We start from the raw sequence: 21510 nt of genomic DNA on the forward strand, positions 1-21510 counted from the left end.
ACTAATGCGTTTAATGAACTAAAGTATTAACGACTTAAATCTACTTTAAATAATATAATATAGAAGCCCGTATTACAACTGGAAAGATAATACCTTGAAGCCGTTATAAAAATATAGAATTGTTTTTATTCTACAATACTTTTTATCAAAGGGTAATTACCTGGCCTTTGGTGTATTTATTATCGCTTCCTATTATTATTTTATGATCCTCGTCTAAAAACCTATAAGTAAAGCGATCTTTGAAAACGTCCATCACCTCAATCATTTGAGCAAATGTCATCTTATTGATTACAAAAAGCAGTGTTCCAGAAGTAAGCTGATTAATATCTTCAATAATTTCAAGATTGAACCTTGCTTTTATGGTTTTAATCAAATCTTCTTCTGGCAAATAGCTATTTAGTAGTGTAATTCTATTGGGTTCTTGCTCGCTTATTTCACTTGTTGTCAAAAAGCTATGTTTAAAAAAAAATACTATTTTAAACAAGTAAACTCCTAAAAAAATAAAAAGCTTTAATAATAATCCGTACGACCTTTGAAAATGCTTTTCAGCAAACTGAATCATGGCTTTATAAAACCTATTTACATAGGATTTATCTTTCACCGTTGTTTCTCCTTTAAAGTGAATAATGGAAGAATCAGAGAAATAAGAATTATAATAACCTGCTTGAATACTTCTATAAGAGAGATCAATATCTTCTCCATACATAAAAAAATCTTCATCCAATAAACCTATTTCATCGAGCACATCACTTCTAAAACACATAAAAGCACCTGCTAGGATCTCTACACGATTATTCTTCTTTTCGCTTAAATATCCTTTATGGTATTCACTAAATAATTTAGAATGAGGAAATATACCGGATAAACCTGACATCTTTGAAAAAGAAACCCATGGAGATGGAATTCCTCTTTTTGACTCTGGAAGAAAAGCACCAGAACCATCAAGCATCCTTATGCCTAAGCCTCCCATTTTAGGTTGCAAATTCATATATTCCATTATCTTAATCAAAGTATTCTCTGCAATAATGGTATCCGGATTAAGAATAAGAATATACTTGCCTGCAGCCTGCTTTATAGCCTGATTGTTAGCAACAGCAAAACCAGGGTTATTTTTATTGGCTATTAATTTACATTGGGGAAATTCTTGACTGACCATTTGTGGACAGCCATCACTTGAATTGTTATCAACTACAAAAACTTCAGCTTTTATATTTACGGTAGCCGCAAACACACTCTGAAGTGTTAGTCTTAGAAAATCGACTGCATTATAGCTAACTATGACAATAGAAATATCCAACCGCAACTAGTCTCTACAAAATATTGACTTAATAAAATCGCAAAACGGTCTGCGCGAAGCTCGTTCCATTTTACGTTTCATTTTTTCCGTTTCTTCATCAGAACCTAAACCTAAGTCCTGCCAAACTCTTCCCCAGCCATAAAAACCTCCGACATTTCTATCATCTATAAATAAATCTGCATTTATTTTTCGACTGAATTCGTTCTCGTTAAAAACCTCTTCAGGATAACTTCTATTCACGGCAAAAAACTCAACCCCATTTTTACGGCAATATTCAACTGCATCGTCTAATTCTTTACCCGATCGGTAGGTCCATAAAATTAACAAATGACCTGCCTTTTGCATAGCTTTTAAAGTATCAAATGCAAAAAGCATATCCTTTCCTATCGCAGGATATCTATGCTCTACAACGGTTCCATCAAAATCTACAGCTATCGTCATCTTATATAGTTATTTCTTTTATTCTTAACTTAATTGCTCTTGTTCTTCGTCACTTAACTCCAAATCCGAAATTATTCGTTGTCTGGTTGGTGCATGTATAATAAACAAAATAAAAACCAACGCAAACATATATAAAAAAGACTTATCTCCAGTAATTAAATATCCAATCAGGGTTAATAAACCTATCCCCTCCAACATGGCAATTCTAATAATAAAGGCTGTTTTAAACATGTTTATCTTTTTACCCAAATTAAGGTCAACATTTATATGTTTCATCTTTTTTTGATAAAAAATATGACCTACAGGGATACCAACCAATAAAGCTATAATAATGACAGATTTAATTATATTTTGCTCATCAAATTCGTAAATTGACAAAGCTCCCGCTTTAAAAACAAAGTATACTGCAAGTATTGCTGCCGCAGACATCGAACCTAAAATAATCAGATAGATAAGATTAAGTCCTTTATATTGTTGTTTGATTTTCATATCCATTATAATGTCTTTTCAAAAGGTAAACGATTTACTAATGATCTTCCTAAAGTAACCTCATCGGTATATTCCAATTCATCTCCAATAGAAACTCCACGAGCCAAAGTGGTAATTTTCACCTCTATATCACCAAACTTTCGATACAAATAAAAATTAGTGGTATCGCCTTCCATAGTTGTAGGTAAAGCAAAAATAAGCTCTTTAATCTTTCCTTCCTCTACCTTTTCAATTAAAGGTTTAAGCATTAAATCATCCGGTCCAATGCCATCCATAGGAGAAATAACACCACCTAATACGTGATAAATACCAAAATATTGTTGTGTGTTTTCTATGGCCATAACATCCTTAATATTTTCCACCACACACACTGTTTCATGGTCTCTCTTGGGGCTAGCACAAATATCACATAGCTCTGCATCCGAAATATTGTAACACGATTTACAATAAACAATTTCCTCTCTCAACCTACGTAAAGAATCTGCAAAACGTAGAACGTCATTCTTTTCCTGCTTAAGCAGAAATAAAACCAAACGCAAAGCTGTTTTTTTACCTACACCTGGTAGTTGAGAAAACTCTTTAACTGCACTTTCAAGTATTTGCGATGGATAACTTTCCGAGTTCATCTTTTAGTCATTAAAAACGCCCAAAGTTAAAAAAATAATCAAGCAAGGAAGACATTCAGAAATCATAGATTAATTAAGATTGCTTTGTTTTTATATATTTGCTTCTCAACAAACACAAATTATCCAATGACACCTCTTCATACAGGACTTTTAGTTGCTTTTTACTTTATTATTTTAATGATTATTTCGTATGTAACTGGACGAAAATCAGACAACAAAAGCTTTTTTTTAGGTAATCGACAGTCTCCTTGGTATATAGTATCCATCGGAATGATTGGAGCCAGCCTATCTGGCGTAACTTTTATTTCGGTTCCTGGATGGGTTAAAGCAACACAGTTTAACTACCTACAAATGGTAGGAGGATATTTTTTGGGTTATTTGGTGATTGCTCATGTTCTTTTACCTGTCTATTACAAGCTTAATCTGACATCTATTTATACTTACCTTCAGCAACGCTTTGGAAACTACGCTTACAAAACAGGCGCCTGGTTATTTCTGATTTCCAGAACCATTGGAGCATCTGCCCGTTTATACCTGATGGCTAATGTTCTTCAAATCAGCCTTTTTAACGCTTTAAATATACCCTTTGCTGTTACCGTTATTATTACAATATCACTTATCTGGCTTTACACATTTAGGGGTGGTATAAAAACCATTATTTGGACAGATACATTACAGACTATCTTCATGCTAACATCTGTCATCATCACCATCATATACATCGCCAAATCAATGGATTTAACAGCTTACGGGGTTGTTCAACTAATAAACGATAGTGAATTATCTAAGGTATTTGTTTTTGACGATTGGAGTTCGAAACAGCATTTTGTAAAACAATTTATTACGGGTGCTTTCATCACTATTGTAATGACTGGATTAGATCAAGATATGATGCAAAAAAACTTATCTTGTAAGAATCTAAAGGATGCTCAAAAGAACATGAAGTGGTACGGTTTTGCTTTTATTCCAACCAATATTCTGTTTTTATCGTTAGGGGTATTATTATACACTTTTGCCCAACAACAAGGCCTTAGCCTACCCGAACGCTCAGACGATTTATTCCCCATGATTGTGAATAGCGGAAAACTGCCTGCTGTAGTGGGTGTATTTTTTATCATTGGTTTGGTAGCTGCTGCATACAGTAGTGCCGACTCAGCCTTAACCTCATTAACCACTTCATTTTCTGTAGATATTTTAGGTAGCACAGAAAACAACAATGTACTTACCAAAAGAACCAGAATAATTGTACATCTATCATTCTCTATTTTGCTAATGTTGGTTATTATTCTTTTTAGGGTATTTAAAGCAGATAGTATTATTAGTACCATTTTTACTTTAGCAGGATATACTTACGGACCGTTATTAGGCATGTACGCATTTGGTTTATTTACTAAACTTAAAGTAAATGATATGTACGTGCCCATTGTAGCTATCGCAACACCAATTATTATAGGAATACTTGATCATCAATCGATGAGTTGGTTTAGTTTTCAACTGGGGTATGAAAAATTAATATTAGCTGGCTTGTTGACTTTTGTAGGATTGCTATTAATTCAAAAAAGAGATACGATCTAAGAATAACAGATATAATTGAATTTATCATGACAAAACTACTTCACCTCTTAAAATTAGATAAAATACTATTAGGCCTTTTTATAGCTATAAATGTTATTTTCGTTTACAAATATGGAAGTAGGCAAAACTTTATTAATTATAATATTATAATTCTTGGATATCTATCTTTGCTTCTAGTCATAACCTATTTTTACAAAAAAGAATTTTTCAAATTATCTAACAAAGCTATAAATGCAATCTTTGTTTCAATTTCGTTTATTACAATACTACTATACGTTGGGATTAACATTGCCATTGATAAAAACACTTTGAATGTAGACCGGTGGGCCGCCTTAGAAATTTCTATTGAAGCAATTACCAAGGGAATATATCCATACACAAGAGTTGACTTTGCGGGCAATATGAGTTCTAATTTTCCAGCTTTAGCATACATTGCGCTACCATTTTACCTAATCGGTGACGTTGGCTTCCTTCAGGTATTTAGCTTCATCGTCTTTTCCACCTTTTTGTTTCGATATACCAAGAAAAAAGAAGTCGCTCTATATATATTACTATTATTTGTATCGTCTCCTGCCATACTATGGGAAGTATTTGCAAAAAGTGATTTACATAGTAATCTGATACTAGTTTCTGCATTTATTATCTGGTGGCAAAATAAAACGAATAACAATCCTTTTACAAAACCTGTTATTCTTGGAATTATTATAGCTTTTTTACTTCTAACAAGAGGAGTACTGGTGATACCTTTAACCATATTCTTGTTTAAGCCTTTTGTATTCGAACCACTTTCTAACCAACTTAAATTCATATTTTCATTTGCCATATCCATAATAATAATCTGCATCCCAACCGCGTTAACCGCTCCTGACATTGACACTATAATTAACTATAACCCGCTTGTACTTCAGACCAATAAAACCTTATCAGTTCTATATATTTTTCTCTTTTTACCATTTATTTTGTCATTTACAATCAAAGGACTTTCCTCATTATTTGGTTATAGTGGATTAATAGTGTTAGCAATAACTACAATTACATTTATTTACACAATTTTTATATCTGGATTCTCTGCGACAATACATGAGCATTTGTATGACATTTCCTATCTGAGTATGGCAATCCCCTTTATTCTGATGCATATTGCTCTAAAGTCATATATTATAAAAGGAAAATAATATTAATTCAACACTATGTATTTTAAAAAATATTTCATAATATTGTAACACGCTTGTCTATCGAACACCAAATTAAATTTAATGCAAATAATTAAACGTCCTCTAAATGATGTTCGCATTAAATACATTCACGGTGTCGCTAATCATTATTTTATTTATTTTTTAATTAATTTATCATTCAAAACAAAAATGCTATGAGTGAGTATTTTAACAAGGTAAAAGATTACCTTATGGAATTAGAATATCGTATTATTACTGAAGATGCTGCAGAAGAATTAGTAGTTATTGAAAAAGAAGAAGACGGTATTAGTAACGTGGTTATCGATTGCGAAGACAGCATTGTTATCATCGAAGGCCTTTTATTTGAAATGAACACTGGTTCGGAGGATATTTACAAATCCTTATTAATGAAAAACCGCGAAATTGTACATGGTGCATTTACATTAGACGAAACAGGTAAGAAAGTAATTTTTCGAGACACTTTACAATTAGAGAACCTAGACTTAAATGAGCTAGAAGCTACTCTAAACTCTTTAAAACTATTATTGTCAGAGTACTCGTCGGAATTAATTGATTTTTCAAAAGCTTAAAACAGAAACAAATGGGAATTTTTAATAGAATATTTAAAGTAGGTCAAGCAGAAGCTCATTCTGTAGTAGATAAATTGGAAGACCCAATTAAAATGACCGAGCAAGGTATCCGTGATTTAAAAAAGGATTTAGATAAGAGCTTACAAGCTTTAGCTGAGGTCAAAGCCATGTCTATTCGAAGCAAAAAGGATTTGAACACCAATAAAGAAATGGCTAAAAACTACGAGCAGAAAGCTATTTTATTGATTCAAAAAGCTGAAAAAGGCGATTTAGAGGCTGGCGAGGCTGACCGTTTAGCTACAGAAGCCCTAACACGTAAAGAAGAAGCTGTAACAGAGGCTTCAAGAGCACAAACTGAAGTGGATCGTTTTGACTCTAACATTGCTAATTTAGATAAAAACATCAAAAAGCTTAAAAGTACCATTACGAGTTATGAAAATGAACTTCGTACTTTAAAAGCTCGTGCCAGAGTAAGCAGTGCTACGCAAAAAATCAACAAGCAATTAAGCGGTATTGATAGTTCCGGAACTGTTTCTATGTTGGAAAAAATGAAAGAAAAAGTAGCACAACAAGAAGCTATGAGCGAAGCTTATGGAGAAATTGCTGGCGAAAACAAAAGCATCGATGATGAAATTGATGATGTTCTTTCTGAAAACAATGTAAAAGCATCTAACTCTTTAGAAGAGCTAAAAGCTAAAATGAAACAACAATAGTTTAATAAAACTTGATAACCAGCGCAAATTACATTCATCCTTATGGGTAACTTAGTGATTTGCTCTGGCCATGCAGGTTTCATCTCATAAAAAACAAACATGGGTATCTTTGATATTTTTAAAAGTAAAGAACCTCATTACGATAGCACCAATATCCGAGTTCAAGACTTGGATGTTGGTTTTGTTTTTGATTACGACCTTGCCACATGGGAGGTTCAAGCTATTTATGAGTACGATTGGGGCGATGATTATTTCACGCGCGAATTTAAAATTAGCGATGGCTCTTCAACCAAATATTTGGGTATAGAAGAGGATGATGAGTTAGAAATAACTTTATCAGAAAGAATCAAAGTCAGAAAGCTCGATGAAGATTTAATGGAAACATTAATGGAACGTCAACAACCACCTAAAAAAATCGTCTACGATGAAATTACCTACCGTCTAGATGCTGAATCTCCTGGATATTTCCATGATATTGCTAAAGGTGACAATTGGGAAGAGTTTCGTTCGTGGGATTTCGAAGACAAATCAGGAAAACATATATTAACCATTGAACAATGGGGCGAAAAGGAATTTGAAGCTTCCATTGGAATTACCCTAAAGGAATTCGAAATTTCGAATATACTACCAGCTTCTAAATAACCCCTAATAATCAATTCAAATGAATAACGGAATTGCAAAAATTATTATCGTAGTTATTATTGGTTTTTTTGTATTAAAAACCTGTAGCAACCGAAGGTCATCCAGAAATAACACTTCGGATTATGCACAACAAACTGCGCAAAACTGGGTAAAATCACCAGTTGACGATTTAATCAAAACTCTTTCTAATGAAAGAAATTTTTCTATTGTCCTTTTAGATATGGATTCTAAAGGCGGAAAATATCTGCATCAATACAATGTTATTGTTGAAAAACCAGATACTGTTTTAGCAAAAGAAACAGACTGGAAAGAGGTTCCTGAAACTTTCTTCGCCCAAAATGTAGATAACATGGGTATGGAAATCGCCTCTAAAAAAGACGGTAAGGTCTCTAAAGTAGCTGCTCCTGCAGGATACAGTAATTACATTGGCAACGAAAAATATGGACAATGGCGCCAAAGAGATGGACACTCCTTTTGGGAGTTTTATGGCCGTTACGCCTTTATGTCTTCTATGTTTAACATGATGGCCTACCCTGTTCGTCGCTCGTATTGGAACGATTACCATGGCGGTGGTTACTATGGTTCCAGACCATATTACGGATACCAAGGAGCCAGAACTTACGGCACCCAATCATATACAACCCGCTCTGGAAGAACAACCTCTTGGGGTTCTAAACCTTCTAGTTTTAAATCTCAGGTAAGAAGCCAGGTTTCTCGTTCATCAAGTAGTAGTAAATCAAAAAGTTACTCTTCAGGATCTAGCTATGGAAGTTCAAAAAAATCCAGAAGCTCATCCAGATACAGTAGTTCATCATCCAGAAGCCGAAGTGGTGGATTTGGTAAATAATAGAAACCTAAACCTGAAAATATATACAACATGAATTTATCAGATATTACAACAATATTATACGATGCTGTGGCATATATTGCTGTTGGTTTCGTTATTTTCTTTTTAGGAAAGCTAGTTTACCAAATGGTTAACCGAGGTTTTAGCATTAAAGAAGAGCTAGTTGAAAAAGATAATCTGGCTTTTGCTTTTGCACACGTAGGTTATTTTATTGGATTATTACTTGCCATAGGAAGTGCCATTGTTGGTCCTTCAAATGGTTTGGTGCAAGACATTATCGATATCCTTGTTTATGGGGTTTTAGCTATCATTCTGCTAAATCTTTCTATCTGGCTCAACGATAAAATTCTTCTTCGCAAGTTTTCTGTTAAGAAAGAAATTATTACTGACCGCAACTCGGGTACAGGAATAATAGAGGGTGCTGTTTCAATAGCTTCTGGATTAATTATTTTTGGTGCTGTAAGTGGCGAGAGCGAAGTGGGTGATTGGACGCATGGAATTTTAACCGCAGTAGTTTTCTGGGCTGTTGGTCAAGTAGCTTTATTTATTGCCTCAGCAGTTTATCAATTAATTACTCCTTACGACGTACATGATCATATTGAAAAAGATAATGTGGCTGTTGGTGTTGGTTTTGCTGGAGCCTTAGTTGCTATTGCAAATTTAATTCGTCATGGAATAGCTGGAGATTTTGAAGGTTGGATGCCAACTTTTACAGAAGCTGGTTTTGAACTTGTATTAGGTATTATCCTATTGCCTGTAATGCGATTTTTAACCGATAAGATTCTATTACCAGGTCAGCGATTAACTGACGAGATAGTAAATCAAGAACACCCGAACGTAGGCGCAGCCATTATTGAAGCGTTTGCTTATGTGGGCGGATCGGTGCTAATTACCTGGTGTTTGTAAAACTATAACAAATAGCATTAGTTGGTTGATAAAATTATTATCATCAATCATTACGTAACTCATTATAACTTTGTGTTTCTCTATGGTCATTATTTACCATAGAGAAACACAAACCCTTATCTACTCTGACTTCTTTTGAAGTAATACTTCCTTTAATGTTTAAGATTAAAAACCGATACTCGGCCATTTTGATGGCTGCTATTTTCGCCACTGGATTTAGTGGTATTGTGGCTGAATACCTATTGTCTACTTTAGCCACTCATTTCCTTGGAGATTCTACCATGCAGTGGGCACTCATCGTGTCAACCATGATGTTTTCGATGGGCTTAGGAAGTAGAATAAGTAAATCCTTTGAAACAAGGTTAACCGAGAAATTTCTGATACTGGAATTTATACTCTCTTTGGTTGTTTCATTTGTTCCATTGATTGTTTATACCGCCTCGGCATATATACAATCTCTTTCTATTTTAATTTATTCTTGCAGTATTGCTATAGGTATCCTTATTGGAATGGAGATTCCTTTGGTAACACGTATTAACGACCAATACGAAGACTTACGGGTTAATATATCTAATGTACTCGAAAACGATTATTACGGAAGTTTAATTGGGGGAGTTTTCTTTGCTTTTATCGGCATACCTTTTCTAGGCATTAACTATACGCCATTTGTATTAGGACTGGTTAACTTCTCTGTAGCTATTGCCGTCTTTATTTTTCTCAAGAAATTTATTGACCCTGCATTTAAAATGCTATTCAATATAGGCATTGTAGTTATAACCATTGTTTTAGTAGGTGGTGTATTTATGGCCGACCCAATTATTCAGTATGGCGAACAGAAAAAATACAAAGACAAAGTAGTTTATGCAGAACAAACCAAATATCAACGCATAGTAATTACGCAATGGCAAAATGATTTTTGGCTATATCTTAACGGAAATGAGCAGCTTTGCTCTATGGACGAGATGATGTATCACGAACCCTTGGTTCATCCCGCTATGAGCCTTCATCCGCACCCTAAAGAAGTACTTGTTTTAGGTGGTGGTGACGGTTGTGCAGTACGAGAAATTTTAAAATACCCAGCTACTGATAAAATAACCTTGGTAGATTTAGATCCTGCAATGACTAATCTTGGAAAAGAACATCCACTTTTAACCGAAATTAACCAAGGAGCCATGCATCATGAAAAGGTTGAGGTTTTAAATAAAGATGGATTTACCTTTTTAAGTGAAAACAAATATTTCTACGATGTAATCATCATAGATTTACCAGATCCTAGAACCATTGAACTAAACAGATTATATTCTGAAGAATTCTATCGTATTGCATATAAACATTTACGTCCTGGAGGAATTATAATTACACAAGCAGGCAGTCCATATTTTGCTACCAAAGCATTTAAATGTATTGTAAAAACAATGGAGAGTGCAGGTTTTAAAACCATTCCACTACATAACCATATTATTTCATTGGGTGAATGGGGATGGAGTTTTGGTGTTAAAAGTAGCAGTGATGTAGACTTGAAAAATTCTTTGCAGAAGCTCAAGTTTGAGCATATAGAAACCGAATGGATAAATAATGAAGCTATGCAATTAATCACATCTTTTGGAAAGGATATTTACCCAGGACAAAATGATTCTGTTGCTGTAAATAAAATACATGAGCCTGTATTGTACAAGTATTATTTAAAAGGTAATTGGGATTTGTATTAAATTGAATGAGCAATTAAACGCTTCAAAGTTTAATCTGGTTAATCCGTAAGATAAAAGAATACGAAATGAATAATATACAACATAAAAATCTTCCTCCTAAAATATTTAATCTTAAAGGATGGATTAAATTGATTCATGAAGAAGAATTGAAAGTTTTATTTGACAAGACTTTAAGCAAGAGTGGATTTACATCCTTAAACTACTCTTCTCATCAGTTTCCGGTGGCTGGATTTACCGCTTTTTGGCTATTGGCCGAATCACATTTAGCTCTGCATACTTTTACCGAAAATGGTTGGTGTTACATAGAGCTTTCGAGTTGTAATAAAGAAAAAACAATTCAATTTAAACAACTAACTAATCAACTGTCTTTTGAAGTAAAATGGGATGACGAAATACAACTTAGTGAACCTAGCCTTGCTCCTGAACTAACTTTGTAAACTCAAATATCTTTAAATAAAAATCTATGGGACTATTTTCTTCTTTACTGGGTAATGCAGGTGTTGTGGATAACACCAAACTGCTAACTGAATACGAAAGTTTATTTACCGAAAACGAAAGCGTTGAGATAGGTTTTAAACTGATTAGAGACACCTTCGTTTTTACTAATAAGCGATTAATAATAGTAGATAAACAAGGTGTTACTGGGCGTAAAACAGAATACCTATCTATCCCTTACAAGGTTATTTCAAGATTTAGTATAGAAACAGCTGGAACATTTGATTTAGATGCAGAATTGAAAATCTGGATTTCGAGCGAACAAACACCCAGCATTCAGAAAAAATTCAATAAATCAGTGAATGTATACGACGTACAAAAAGTACTGGCTAAATATGTTTTGAAGTAATAGATAAAAAACATGAAAAACAAAAAACTATTAATTGTTGGCCTTCTCTTTTATTTGGCGCTAATCTACACCATCGCCATCATCGAAAAATCAAATCCCAATGCCAACATCAAAACCTTTAACGACGCCTTATGGTATTCGGTAGTTACCTTAACCACTGTAGGCTATGGCGATTTTTACCCAGTCACTCCTTTTGGTAAAATACTTGGTTTATCTATTATTTTGGGTAGCCTTGGAATATTAGGCTTTTTAATTAGTGAAATAACATACAGATTTAACGCTTATATGGAAAAGAAAAAAACAGGTTATTACGGAACGAAATTCGAAGACCACTACGTAATCATTGGCTGGAGTATTTTTGCTCGTCAAGTGGCCGATCAAATCTATAATGCGGGCCATAAAGTGGCTTTAGTTACTAACTCTAAAGAAGACCTTGAGCTATTTAACGATTTGTATGAGAATGATAATAGTTTTGCGATATATGCAGATTATAAAACCGCCGCGGTATACGAGAAAGTAAATATCAAAAAGAGTAAATCGGTATTTGTTAATTTCAAAGAAGACACTGATACGTTGGTGTTTGTATTAAACATCAAAAAAGAATATCCTGATATAGATATTGTTATAAACTGCACAAACCCTGAATTAAAACAAACCCTTGAAAATACAGGAGTTCAACATGTAGTAGCCAGACATGAAGTTGCTTCAAGAATGGTGGCCAGCTATTTATTTGAACCGCATGTGGCTGAATATACAGCCGATCTTATTTCAACTGGTGTTGATGAACATGATCAGGACATTCAACAATTTGTTGTACTTGAAAATAATCCCTTTAAAGGAATGAATTACTTTGATGCCTTTGTAAAAATGAAAAAGGAATTAAATATTATTCTTATCGGATTGGTGATTGATGGAGTTTTAGTTAAAGATCCCTCTGATGATCAAGCCATATTGGAAGGCAATTATTTAATTGTGATTTCACGTGGAAACGACAAACAAAAACTAGAATCCACATTTGGAGTAAAAGAAGGATTTTAATTTCATATCCTATAGCGAAGTCAAATTAGCTTCGTTATAGGCTGATTTGCTTACACACAAACTATACATAGTAATAAATTTAATCATTGTTGCAAACAAACTACACTTCTGTACTACCAAGGCCTACACGCTAATTTCACCTCTTTCAAAACGTATATAATCAAGCCCTTATAAACCGACTCATTTTTACTATTCTCCTTTCTATATTCTTTTCTTAATCGAATCCTCTCTAAACAAATCATCAGAAAAACTGTTTATTGATAAATAAAATTATTAAATTTAGTATTCAGAAATAGTATAAATACTGAACATTCTTCGTAATGTACAGACTAAACCTTAAAGCTATGTTGTACTTCTTATTAAGAGTTAGCGATAAAGGTATAAGGTCTTCTCACCCCTTATACATTAGAAGTTTAGTATTACTTATAAGTGTTCTTCTATTCACCTCTCCCCATATTTACGCACAAAACGACATCTTTGATGCCAATGGAAATAAAATCAATAAAGAAGCAGCTATTAAAAGAGTAGAAGAACAAATAAAACTGGGTGACTACAAAGAAGCAAGTAGACACTTAAATGCTATTGCTGAAGGTTATTGGAATGGAAAGGATTACTATAATGCTATTGAGTATTACATTAAATCTATTCGACTAAACGAAAAAATTAACAATCAAAGTGGCATTGGCTCTATTTCGAGTAACCTTGGTATGATACATTCGGATCTTAAAGACTATGAAAATGCGCTAAAATACTTCAATACATCTATCCAGATAAGAAAGGATCTACATGAAGTTTCTGGTTTAATTTCTTCGCACATTAACGCCTCTGTTGTATTAAATAACCTTACTCGTTATGATGAATCAATCATCAACTTAAACCAAGCCCTACTATTATCTACTCAAATTAGTGATGCTGATAGGATGAAGAGCTGCTATGGTATGCTAGCCGAAACCTATGAAAAAAAGGGCGATGGGGAAAAAATGATAGAGTATTATAATTTGTATCGTACTTTTCATGAACTGGTAACTAAAAATCAAAATGAAAGAGTTCTAGAACAAGCTCTAGAAAGTGAGTTAAAAGCTCAATTTCATGAGGCTCAAAAACGAATTAAAGAGCTAGAATTAATCAACGCACAACGTCAGCTTGCGGAAAAGGAAAGGGTACTCACTCGAAAAGATACAGTGTACCAAGAACTCATGGCAAAATATACCAAAAGTGAATTAGCAAATACAGTCATTAACAAAAATCTAAAACTAAAAGACTTAAGAATTTTTCAAAGCATAGCTAAACTTAAGCGCGAACAACTTTTTGTGCGTGTACTTATATTCTCCATTATAGCCGTTTGTTTATTACTCACTTTATTATTCTATAGTCATCAACAAAAACGCAAGTCCAACAAACTATTAACAAAACGAAATGAGGAAGTCAATAGGCAGCACGACGAAATTGTTGAGCAACAAAAGGAGCTGGAGCGATACTATAACATCATTACTTTAAGAAATGAACATATTACTAGTAGTATAAGCTATGCCAAATTAATTCAGCAAGCCGTAATAGGAAGAAAAGAAAACTTTAATGATTTATTTAATGATGCCTTTATATTTTTTAGACCCAAAGACATTGTTAGCGGTGATTTTTATTGGTTTAAAAAGGTGAATGGATACTCTATGTTTGCCGTAGTTGATTGCACCGGACATGGTGTCCCTGGCGCTTTCATGTCGATGTTGGGAATTAATTTAATAAACCAAATTACGAATAGTGGCATTCATGAAGTGGATGAAATTTTAAACCATTTAAATGCTGGGGTTAATGAAGCTCTTAATTCTAGCGCTAACGACAATGTTGTAAGCAGAGACGGCATGGACATATCATTAGTTTGTATTGATGAAGCAAACAAACTGATGTACTTCTCGGGCGCTAAACACTCCTTATATTACATTCAGGATAAAAAACTACAGGTACTTAAAGGAGATAGATGCTCCATTGGTAGCATAGATTACGCGGATCGTACAAAAAAGCGCTATACCAAGCAACAAGTTGATATCTCAAAGCCTACATCTATATATGCTTTCTCAGATGGAATTGTAGATCAATTTAATGAGAACGATGATAAAAAGTTTTTACGTTCTAGACTTAGAGCTCTTCTTTTAAAAGTTCATTTAAAACCTGCTCCAGAACAAAAAGAAATGATAGCAAAAGCTTTTACGGATTGGAAAGGAAAACAAACGCAAACTGACGACATACTGTTGCTTGGCGTTCAGCTTGCCCTAACCTATAAAATAGCAGCCAGCATCCACAATCAGATTGACTTTACGCACAATAAATCTTAATCTACACCTAGAATGAAAACAACTATACAAAGTTTAATATACATGGTTATTATAGCATATTCGATGCAAACATATGCTCAAAAGCCCATTTTGCCAGAACCTACAAACTATGTGGATAGTGTAAATAGGTATTATATGCAAGCTGAGTTACCAGTTTATTTATCCATTTCTAATTCTCCCGATAGTAAAGGAAAAACAATTCCGCCTAGTAATTCTAAAGAAAGGGTGAACGAAAAAAAACCCATTTATATGGATGGGCATGGTATTCATAAAATCAGACATATGGATGGTCCACAGGGCAATACTTTAGACGCTTTTGTAATTTATGCTGATGGAATTGCCCCAAAAACAATTCTTAAATTTAATGATGCATTGCGATACAAAACAAAAGACAAAATTTACTATGCCCCCAATATGTCTGCAGAACTAATTGCTAAAGATGAACTATCAGGTGTAAAAAACACCTATTTATCGGTTAACAAAACCATGTTTAATCGCGATGATATAAGCTTTGAACCGAATAATGAAGGTGATTACCTATTGCAGTACTATTCTACTGACCAGGTGGGAAATGCGGAAGGTATTCAAAAATACAACTTTACAATCGACTTAAGTCCTCCTAAAAGCTATTACAATATAGTGGGTATAGCTAAAGGAAATATTATATCAACTAGCACCCGATTATACCTAACTTCTACCGATAGTTTATCGGGAATCTCAGCAATGTACTGGTATTTCGATAAAGATGAGCCCAAGCTTTATGCTGGTAATGATCTTCCTGTAGCCCAGCTACAAGATGGGTATCATACCGTAAATTATTATGCCATTGATAATGTTGGCAATACCGCTAAAGTGGAACAATTGGAGTTTTACCTAGATAAAACAGCTCCCATTGTTTCGGCTGATGTATTGGGTGATAAATTTATTGTTGGCGACAAAGTGTATTACTCTAGCAGAACCAAATTAAAACTGACTGCCGTAGATAATAAATCGGGCATAAAAGATGTATTATATGCTGTTGATAACAACGATTTCATGCCATATAAAGACCCATTTTATTTACCCAACCAAACAGGCAAACACACGGTTAGGTATTTTGCAAGGGATAATGTTTCTAACGATAAAAACCACTCCGAATATAAGCATATTGTAGGCATTGTTTATGTTGATTTAACAGGCCCTACATTATCTTATAAATACAACGGCCCGAGTTTTAAAAAAGGAAACATGAAGTACATTTCGAGCAAGACGGACATTGTTTTTAATGGATTTGACGGAGAATCGGGTCTAAAAAATATGAAGTATATGCATAATGGAAGTGAGGAAATGGATTACACGGAACCTATTAATATTAAAGATGACGGACTGCACCAAATGACCATTGTTGGTTATGACAATGTGAACAATAGGAATGTAGAAAATTTTGAATTTACGGTGGATAATGTACCTTCTGATATTTTTGTTACTTATTCTGCTTCACCTACCGATACAATCAACAATGTACCTGTATACCCATCGTACACCTCTATATTTTTAGCAGGTACCGACGCAGGTACCGAATGCGATAAAATATTCTATTCAATTAATAAGCAAACTCTAAAACCTTATAACAATAAAATATCAGGTTTTAAAAAGAATACTGATATAGAATTAAAAATTGTGGCCGAGGATAAACTAAAGAACACCTCTGAAATCATTATAACTTTTAAAACAAACGATTTATAAAATACAAAACCCACTTTCTTTATTCATTTCGAAAGCGGGTTTGTTTTTTCATCAGCCTAAATAATTATTTATCTCGCTTTAAAATCTTAGCTCTCCCTATCTCTTTTACTAAAACATAATGGTCTTTCATATATTGCTGATAATATAGGTTTTCCGCTGACTTTCGTCCTCCAAACGGTAAGCGTTCATATTTATTCACTACAAAAGTTGGCTGCACCTCTTCTAACAGATATTTCATTTCTGCCATGGGACTTCCGTGAGTGCCTTTAACAATATCGTATAAATACGGACGAAGTAAATTGGATGGATGTGTAGCAATTTTTGTAGGCGGTTGTATATCCATTAACCAATAACCTATATGGAAGTAAGCAAAAAAGGCATTCTCTAACTCGGGTTCATCTTTTTGAATATAGTCAACCACTTCAAATGTTTCTCCATGATATAAAGTTCCTCGTTTAGCTATACTTTCGCCCATTTTATAATATTCGATATATGCCTCGGCTGGTAGCAATACCAATATCCAAAGTAAAAAACCTGCTTTTCGTATTTTGGAGAAGTTAATAAGGCTTCCTAACTCCAAAATAAAGAACCACATAAATGGATATAATTGAAGCAAATAATGACCATTAACTTTCCCTCCTTTCATCAGCATAAAAAGAACACCTAGGGTAAAAATACTTAGTAGTAAAACATTCTTATCCTTGGCTTTAAAAAAGTTAATTTTGTTTTTGAAAACATAAGTAGAAACAATAATTACAGCACAAGGAATCATACTATTGGATGCTTCCAATACCTTTGACCAAGGAACGTTAGAATAACTCAAAGACCCAATTACTACTGAATTCCACCATACATCTCCTATTCCATTAAACCAATATGGCAGAAAACTAAATGCCGGCGCTACCAAAACTCCTAATAGCAGTAGCAAACCATTTCCAAATATTTGTTTTACCGATAAACGAGATGTTAACAAATAAAAGGCGAACAAAATAAAATATGGATAGGCTAAATTGAGCCTAAACATCATTGCTGTGCCTGCCAACAAACCTGTTAGTAACAAGCCTTTTGCAGAATCTCTATCTTTTATAAACAAATAAATACTCCACACACAAAACAGCATGGCTATATGCTCAGACATAACACCTTGCATGGTACCCAAGAGGCTCGCAAAAACAACATAAAGCAGTCCATTATAGAACCCAAATCGTTCGCTTTTAATCTTTTTGCCAATCAGATAAACAAACCAAGCGGTAAGAAATACCAATACAACACCTGAAAATCGAATCGCTATTAAACTTTTACCAAACAATTGAATAATGGCCCCAAAATAGTAAAATACAAATGGTGGTTTTAAGTCCCACAACTCAGTATAAGGTAAATTTCCATCTATCAAGGATTGTCCCATAATGATGAATGTACTCTCATCATGGTCGATAAAATCTCTGAAAAAGAATGGAAATCGAATTAAAAAAGTAACGATAAAAAAGATTAAAAAGGCAAATACTCCAGATGGATTTGCTAAGTGTTCTTTAAACGATTTGCTTTTTAATTGATATATAATGCCAGCCATATATTGTTACGTAATTGAGCTCCTAAAACTATATAATAATTTTAGAATAACCTTGTGCTAAACGACAACAGCTTTATCTGACTTTTTTAAGAAAAAAACAGAGGAATCATATACCAAAGGAACATTTGAATGAACTGACTCACTACATTAGAGGGCAATACTACTTATTACCACGAGAAAACTGCTTTTTACGGCAGCGAAGTTCTCGTTACCACGGAAACTAGCTTTTTAGCTACTGTAACATCCGGTTTTCCTTTTGTTACAAGGAACTTCCCTAAGGTAAAAAGCATTTAGGCTAACGTACATCTCTGCTCGCCTTGTTTTGTATCAGCTTAGCTCTTGCTTTTACCAGCTTGCTTTACTTTTCTTTCATTTTAATTTATGAATATACCTAGTCAGCTTAGTTTGCTTTTTGTTAGATATCAGAATTAAGTAAAAAACCCCAGGTACAGGATCACTTACTAATAAATAGCAGGAAATTTACCTGGATTTGACTCACTCATAATATCATAAATGGCCTCGTAAACATCCTCCGCATTCGGGTTTGAGAAATAGTCTCCATCCGAACCAAAGGCAGGCCTGTGATCTTTTGCCGTTACGGTTCGTGGTGCTGCATCTAAATATTGAAATGCACCTGCCTTTTCTACCACCTGCTGCATCATAAAGCCCGTAGCTCCACCTGGCACATCCTCATCAAAGAAAACTATTCTATTTGTCTTTTTAACCGATTCCAATATTACGCCGTGTATATCAAAAGGTAATAAGGTTTGCACATCAATTAATTCAACAGAAATACCTATTTCTAACAACTGAGCAACGGCTTCTTGCGCAATTCTAACACATGAACCATAAGTAACTAAAGTTGCATCGTGGCCTACATGCAGAATTTCTGGTATACCTAGGGGCACATTAAAATCTCCAATATTTTCTGGACGAGGTTCCCTAATTCTATAACCATTTAAAGGTTCAATTACCAAAGCAGGGTCGTCGCCTTTGAGCAAGGTATTATACATACCTGCCGCTCGTGTCATATCCCTTGGCACACATACATAAACCCCTCGAATGGAGTTTATCACCATACTCAAAGGAGAACCCGAATGCCAGATCCCCTCTAAACGATGACCGCGTGTTCGTACAATCATAGGTGCTTTTTGACCTCCTTTAGTTCTATAACGAAGCGTTGCCAAATCATCACTCATGGTTTGCAAACCATACATGATATAATCGAAGTACTGAATTTCGGCAATGGGACGTAAACCACGCAAAGCCAATCCCAAACCAGTTCCAATAATGGTTGTTTCACGAATACCCTCATCCCAAATGCGCAATGCTCCATGCTTCTTCTGCAAATTTTCCATGGATTGATTGACACCACCCAATACGCCTGTATCTTCTCCAAAGGTGACCAATTCAGGAATATTACTGAATAAAGCATCAAAATTATCTCGCAGAATTTCTCGTCCTGGAACTTTTACTGGTTCTGCATGATATTTTGGAGGTACAACAGGAACATTTATCGCTGCCTTATCATCCTCCGCATATAATCTATCATTGTACATGATATGGGCACTCTCACGATATGCTGAAATCCACCGTTGCAAGTTCTCCTTTAAACTATCTGGCTTAGCACAAGTATGACAGATATGACGAAGTATCTTTCGGGCGGTGGATAAAATCTCTTTTCGATTAAGCGAGTATGCACTTCTTAATCCATTGATTAAGTTTTTAATCTTGTTATCGTTAATGCCCGAGCAAATACACGATTTTGATTCTATCAGATGAATTAAACTATCTCTTTCTTTATTTAGTGTGCCAATAAATTGTTTCCATGCTTTCTTTTGCGCATCCTTTGCTTCCTCCGAAGCGTTTTTTTCAATCTGCCCACATTCTTCCGAAGTAGCAATACCTCGTTCAATCATCCATGCTTTCATCTTAAGCAAACAATCAAAATCAATTTCCCATTGCAAACGCTCTTCTGACTTGTATCGTTCATGCGAACCTGAAGTAGAATGACCTACAGGCTGTGTAATCTCATCCACATGAAACAAAACGGGCACATGCTCCTTACGACATTTAGCTATACCCTCTTCGTATGCCTGACATAAACCAGCGTAATCCCAACCTTTTAATTTATAGATAATGATTCCTGTTGTATCCTTCACGCCTTTCTCAAGCCCTTTTAATACTTCGGAAATACTTTCTTTTGCTGTCTGTACTTTTTTAGGAACCGAGATACCATAACCATCGTCCCAAACAGACATGGCCATAGGTATTTGATGAACGGCTGCGGCATTCATGGTTTCAAAAAAGTGCCCTTCGGAAGTACTGGCATCACCAATTGTTCCAAAAGCAACTTCGTTACCATCATGACTAAATTTATCGAATTGTTTTAAAGCAGGATTATTACGGTAAAGCTTCGAGGCAAAAGCCAATCCAACCAATCGAGGCATTTGACCTGCTGTAGGCGAAATATCTGATGAAGTGCACTTGATGTCGGCAATATTCTTCCAATCACCATTATCGTTTATAGTGCGCGTTCCAAAATGGTTATTAAATGAGCGACCTCCATTATCAGGATTTAGTTCAGTGTCTGTTTCTCCATATAAAGATGCGAAAAATTCAACAGGCTTTGTCATACCTGCAGCCAGCATAAAAGTTTGGTCGCGATAATAACCAGAACGCCAATCTCCTGCTTTAAACTGCTTAGCCATGGCTATCTGTGCCACTTCCTTTCCATCACCAAAAATACCGAATTTAGCTTTACCATTCAGCACTTCTCTCCTACCTATCAAACTTAAGTTACGACTTAAATGGCCTATACGGTAATCCTCTAATACCTCCTTTTTAAACTCCTCAAAACTGATTTCTGAATTCGATATCATATCTTATTTATAGACTTTTAGATTTTAGACATACTAATTCCTTTAACCTTAAAGGAACTAATAAAAACATCTTTGATTTCACCAAAAATATTTAAAAACTAAATTTTTACC

19 protein-coding genes are annotated in these 21510 nt (G+C 34.5%); 13 read left to right on the top strand and 6 right to left on the bottom strand.

Annotation, left to right across the window (positions count from 1 at the left end; genetic code table 11):
- Positions 1-145: 145 nt before the first annotated feature.
- Genes A8L32_RS17575 through recR form a run of 4 tightly spaced genes read right to left on the bottom strand, consistent with a single transcriptional unit; the run spans position 146 to position 2853 of the window.
- Entirely contained in the window at positions 146-1303 is a 1158-nt protein-coding gene (locus A8L32_RS17575) for a glycosyltransferase family 2 protein (RefSeq protein ID WP_083631392.1), read from the bottom strand.
- Positions 1304-1738: a BT0820 family HAD-type phosphatase gene (locus tag A8L32_RS17580; protein WP_075591097.1), complete on the bottom strand. Its 435-nt coding sequence runs from the start codon at positions 1736-1738 to the stop codon at positions 1304-1306.
- A gap of 24 nt (positions 1739-1762) precedes the next feature.
- Positions 1763-2233, bottom strand: coding sequence for a hypothetical protein (locus A8L32_RS17585; protein WP_075591098.1), 471 nt, complete (start codon positions 2231-2233; stop codon positions 1763-1765).
- Entirely contained in the window at positions 2233-2853 is a 621-nt protein-coding gene (gene recR, locus A8L32_RS17590) for a recombination mediator RecR (protein WP_075591099.1), read from the bottom strand. The genes A8L32_RS17585 and recR overlap by 1 nt, the downstream gene beginning before the upstream one ends.
- A 126-nt stretch (positions 2854-2979) precedes the next feature.
- On the opposite strand from recR, the gene A8L32_RS17595 reads away from it, so the two are divergent.
- The 13 genes from A8L32_RS17595 (at position 2980) to A8L32_RS17655 (ending at position 16947) form a co-directional block, all read left to right on the top strand.
- Positions 2980-4428 carry a sodium:solute symporter gene (locus A8L32_RS17595; RefSeq protein ID WP_075591100.1) on the top strand — a complete coding sequence of 483 codons (1449 nt, stop codon included), beginning with the start codon at positions 2980-2982 and terminating at the stop codon, positions 4426-4428.
- A 26-nt stretch (positions 4429-4454) separates the two neighbouring features.
- Positions 4455-5603 carry a hypothetical protein gene (locus A8L32_RS17600; RefSeq protein ID WP_075591101.1) on the top strand — a complete coding sequence of 383 codons (1149 nt, stop codon included), beginning with the start codon at positions 4455-4457 and terminating at the stop codon, positions 5601-5603.
- Positions 5604-5797: 194 nt separating this feature from the next.
- Positions 5798-6193 (top strand): YbjN domain-containing protein, encoded by a 396-nt coding sequence (locus A8L32_RS17605; protein WP_075591102.1) that lies wholly within the window; start codon positions 5798-5800, stop codon positions 6191-6193.
- A gap of 11 nt (positions 6194-6204) precedes the next feature.
- Positions 6205-6906, top strand: coding sequence for a PspA/IM30 family protein (locus tag A8L32_RS17610; protein ID WP_075591103.1), 702 nt, complete (start codon positions 6205-6207; stop codon positions 6904-6906).
- Positions 6907-7005: 99 nt separating this feature from the next.
- A complete protein-coding gene (locus A8L32_RS17615; protein WP_075591104.1) occupies positions 7006-7548 on the top strand; it encodes a DUF4178 domain-containing protein in 543 nt (180 codons plus the stop codon).
- A gap of 19 nt (positions 7549-7567) precedes the next feature.
- Positions 7568-8395, top strand: coding sequence for a hypothetical protein (locus A8L32_RS17620; RefSeq protein WP_143525157.1), 828 nt, complete (start codon positions 7568-7570; stop codon positions 8393-8395).
- 30 nt (positions 8396-8425) lie between these two features.
- Complete coding sequence (locus A8L32_RS17625; protein WP_075591105.1) at positions 8426-9301, top strand: DUF350 domain-containing protein; 876 nt, start codon at positions 8426-8428, stop codon at positions 9299-9301.
- A gap of 155 nt (positions 9302-9456) precedes the next feature.
- Positions 9457-11010 (top strand): polyamine aminopropyltransferase, encoded by a 1554-nt coding sequence (locus A8L32_RS17630; protein WP_075591106.1) that lies wholly within the window; start codon positions 9457-9459, stop codon positions 11008-11010.
- A 65-nt stretch (positions 11011-11075) separates the two neighbouring features.
- Positions 11076-11447 carry an S-adenosylmethionine decarboxylase gene (locus tag A8L32_RS17635; protein ID WP_075591107.1) on the top strand — a complete coding sequence of 124 codons (372 nt, stop codon included), beginning with the start codon at positions 11076-11078 and terminating at the stop codon, positions 11445-11447.
- Between the two features lie 26 nt (positions 11448-11473).
- Positions 11474-11854: a PH domain-containing protein gene (locus tag A8L32_RS17640; protein WP_075591108.1), complete on the top strand. Its 381-nt coding sequence runs from the start codon at positions 11474-11476 to the stop codon at positions 11852-11854.
- 12 nt (positions 11855-11866) lie between these two features.
- Entirely contained in the window at positions 11867-12892 is a 1026-nt protein-coding gene (locus tag A8L32_RS17645; RefSeq protein ID WP_075591109.1) for a potassium channel family protein, read from the top strand.
- A gap of 344 nt (positions 12893-13236) precedes the next feature.
- Complete coding sequence (locus A8L32_RS17650; protein WP_075591110.1) at positions 13237-15222, top strand: SpoIIE family protein phosphatase; 1986 nt, start codon at positions 13237-13239, stop codon at positions 15220-15222.
- Between the two features lie 12 nt (positions 15223-15234).
- The gene (locus A8L32_RS17655; protein ID WP_143525158.1) at positions 15235-16947 is read left to right on the top strand and encodes an OmpL47-type beta-barrel domain-containing protein; all 1713 of its coding nucleotides are present in this window, start codon (positions 15235-15237) and stop codon (positions 16945-16947) included.
- 64 nt (positions 16948-17011) lie between these two features.
- On the opposite strand, the gene A8L32_RS17660 is transcribed toward A8L32_RS17655, so the two are convergent.
- Positions 17012-18517, bottom strand: coding sequence for an ArnT family glycosyltransferase (locus A8L32_RS17660; protein WP_075591112.1), 1506 nt, complete (start codon positions 18515-18517; stop codon positions 17012-17014).
- 461 nt (positions 18518-18978) lie between these two features.
- Entirely contained in the window at positions 18979-21399 is a 2421-nt protein-coding gene (locus A8L32_RS17665) for an alpha-ketoacid dehydrogenase subunit alpha/beta (protein WP_075591113.1), read from the bottom strand.
- Positions 21400-21510: the final 111 nt, after the last annotated feature.

Origin of the sequence: Labilibacter marinus (genome assembly GCF_001659685.2) — a bacterium.
GTDB lineage: Bacteria > Bacteroidota > Bacteroidia > Bacteroidales > Marinilabiliaceae > Saccharicrinis > Saccharicrinis marinus.